Source organism: Micrococcus sp. HSID17227 (genome assembly GCF_003989405.1).
In the GTDB taxonomy this organism is placed as follows: domain Bacteria; phylum Actinomycetota; class Actinomycetes; order Actinomycetales; family Micrococcaceae; genus Micrococcus; species Micrococcus luteus.
Genome location: NZ_RBLN01000250.1, coordinates 1 through 3,092 on the forward strand (window position 1 = coordinate 1; position 3,092 = coordinate 3,092).

Here is a 3,092-nt window from a genome sequence, read left to right on the forward strand (position 1 = left end):
GGGGCACAGCGCGGACGGGCGCAAGGCGGCCGGCACCGCCGGGCTGGGGCAGCAGCTCGCCGACCGCGTCGCCCGCACGTCGCGAGGCGGGCCCGAGCGTTCGCGCGAGCGCCACACCGGCCGCGGCAAGCTGCTGGTGCGGGACCGCATCGACGCGCTGCTCGACGAGGGCTCGCCCTTCCTCGAGGTCGGCGCGCTGGCCGCGCACGGCCTGTACGACGGGGACAGCCCCGCCGCGGGCGTCGTGGCGGGCATCGGCCTGGTCCACGGCCGCCTCGTGATGGTGGTCGGCAACGACGCCACCGTGAAGGGCGGCACCTACTACCCCATGACGGTGAAGAAGCACCTGCGGGCCCAGGAGATCGCCCTGGAGAACCGCCTGCCGTGCATCTACCTCGTGGACTCCGGCGGCGCGTTCCTGCCCCGCCAGGACGAGGTCTTCCCGGACCGCGAGCACTTCGGCCGCATCTTCCGGAACCAGGCGCTGCTCTCCTCGCAGCGCATCCCGCAGCTGGCCGCGGTGTGCGGCTCCTCCACGGCGGGCGGCGCGTACGTGCCGGCCATGTCGGACGAGACCGTGATCGTGCGCGAGCAGGGCACCATCTTCCTCGGCGGCCCCCCGCTCGTGAAGGCCGCGATCGGGGAGGACGTCTCGCCCGAGGACCTCGGCGGCGGCCGGCTGCACGCCGAGCGCTCCGGCGTCGCGGACCACCTGGCGGACGACGACCTGCACGCCATGCAGATCCTCCGGGACATCGTGGCCACCCTGCCCCCGGCCGAGGCGCCGGCCTGGGAGGTCGCCCCCGCCGCGGAGCCCGCCAAGGACCCGGCCGAACTGACCAGCGTCGTGCCCGTGGACGTGAACACCCCCTACGACGTGCGCGAGGTGATCGACCGCCTCGTGGACGGCGGCTCCGTCCACGAGTTCAAGCCCCTCTACGGCACCACCCTGGTCACCGCGTTCGCGCGGATCGACGGCCACCCCGTGGGCGTCCTCGCCAACAACGGCATCCTGTTCGGAGACTCCGCCCGCAAGGGCGCGCACTTCATCGAACTGTGCGACCAGCGCGGCATCCCGCTGCTGTTCCTGCAGAACATCTCCGGCTTCATGGTGGGTCGGGACGCGGAGGCCGGCGGCATCGCGCGCGACGGCGCCAAGATGGTCACCGCCGTCGCGACCGCCCGCGTGCCCAAGCTGACCGTGGTGATCGGCGGCTCGTTCGGCGCCGGCAACTACGCGATGTGCGGCCGCGCCTACTCACCCCGCTTCCTGTGGATGTGGCCGAACGCGCGCATCTCCGTGATGGGCGGCCCGCAGGCCTCCTCCGTGCTCACGCAGATCAAGCAGGACCAGCGGGCCGCCGCGGGGGAGGAGCCGATGTCCCCCGAGGAGGTCGAGGCCTTCCAGGCGCCGGTCCGCCGGCAGTACGAGGACCAGGGCAGCCCCCTGTACTCCACCGCCCGCCTCTGGGACGACGGAGTGATCACCCCCGGCCAGACCCGCCGGGTGCTCTCCCTGGCCCTCGACGTCATCTCCCGTTCCCCGCTGCCGGACTCCCGGTTCGGCCTGTTCCGCATGTGAGGCACCCGTGACCGAGAACCACGCCCAGGGGACGCCCCTGTTCGACACCGTGCTGGTGGCCAACCGCGGCGAGATCGCCGTGCGCGTCATCCGCACCCTGCGCCGCCTCGGCATCCGCTCGGTGGCCGTGCACTCCGACGCCGACGCCGACGCGCGGCACGTCCGCGAGGCGGACACGGCGGTCCGCCTCGGCCCGGCTCCGGCCCGCGAGTCCTACCTGGACATCGACGCCGTCGTCGACGCCGCGCGCCGCACCGGCGCCCAGGCCGTGCACCCCGGCTACGGCTTCCTGTCCGAGAACGCCGACTTCGCCCGCGCGCTGGACGCGGCCGGCATCGTGTTCGTGGGCCCGCCCGTGGCCTCGCTCGACGCGATGGCGGACAAGATCCGCGCCAAGGAGACCGTGGCCGCGTACGACGTGCCGGTGGTCCCCGGCATCCAGGACCCCACGCTCACCGACGAGCAGATCACGGCCGAGGCCGAGCGCGTCGGCTTCCCGCTGCTGATCAAGCCCTCCGCGGGCGGCGGCGGCAAGGGCATGGTGGCCGTGCGCGCCGCCGAGGAGCTGCCCGGCGCCCTCGCCTCGGCCCGGCGCACGGCGCGCTCCGCGTTCGGCGACGACACCCTGCTGCTCGAGCGGCTCATCACCGCGCCCCGGCACATCGAGGTGCAGGTGTTCGCGGACGCCCACGGCGCCACCGTGCACCTGGGCGAGCGCGAGTGCTCCCTGCAGCGCCGCCACCAGAAGGTGATCGAGGAGGCCCCCGCGCCCCTGCTGACCGGGCTGGCGCACGGGGCCGAGCTCCGCGAGCGCCTGGGCCGGGCCGCCGTGGACGCGGCCGTGTCCGTGGGCTACCGCGGTGCCGGCACCGTCGAGTTCCTCGTCTCGGACGAGAACCCGGACGAGTTCTTCTTCATGGAGATGAACACCCGCCTGCAGGTGGAGCACCCGGTCTCCGAGGAGGTCGTCCGGGTGCGCGGACAGCGCCTGGACTTCGTGGAGCTGCAGCTGCGCATCGCCGCGGGGGGGCCGCTCGGCTTCGCCCAGGAGGACGTGACCCTCGACGGCGCCGCCGTCGAGGCCCGCGTCTACGCGGAGGACCCCGCGAACGGCTTCCTGCCCTCCACCGGGCCGGTGCTGCGCTGGCGCGAGCCCGCCGGCGAGGGCGTCCGCGTCGACACCCTCCTGCTGCCCTCCCGGCCGGCCGAGGAGCGCGCGTTCGGCTCCGGACCGCAGACTGGCCCCGCCGCCGGCGCCGTGGACCCCGTGGACGTCGACGGCGCACAGCCCGAGATCACCGGCTTCTACGACCCGATGATCGCCAAGCTCATCGCCCGTGGCGCCGACCGCGCCGAGGCCCTGGACCGGCTCGACGCCGCGCTCGCGGACACCGTGCTGTTCGGCGTCCGCTCCAACCTGGGCTGGCTGCGCGAGCTCGCGGCCCGCGAGGACGTGCGGACCGGCCGGCTCACCACCGAGCTGATCGACGGCCTCGAGGCGTCGACCGCC

2 protein-coding genes are annotated in these 3,092 nt (G+C 74.5%); both read left to right on the forward strand.

All coding sequences use genetic code 11. The features are described from left to right. Positions 1–1,582: carboxyl transferase domain-containing protein (locus D8M29_RS10305; protein ID WP_127445949.1), on the forward strand; the 1,582-nt coding region annotated here is incomplete at its 5' end. A gap of 7 nt (positions 1,583–1,589) precedes the next feature. Then, positions 1,590–3,092 (forward strand): acetyl/propionyl/methylcrotonyl-CoA carboxylase subunit alpha (locus D8M29_RS10310; RefSeq protein ID WP_127445950.1); only part of this gene is annotated, 1,503 nt, incomplete at its 3' end.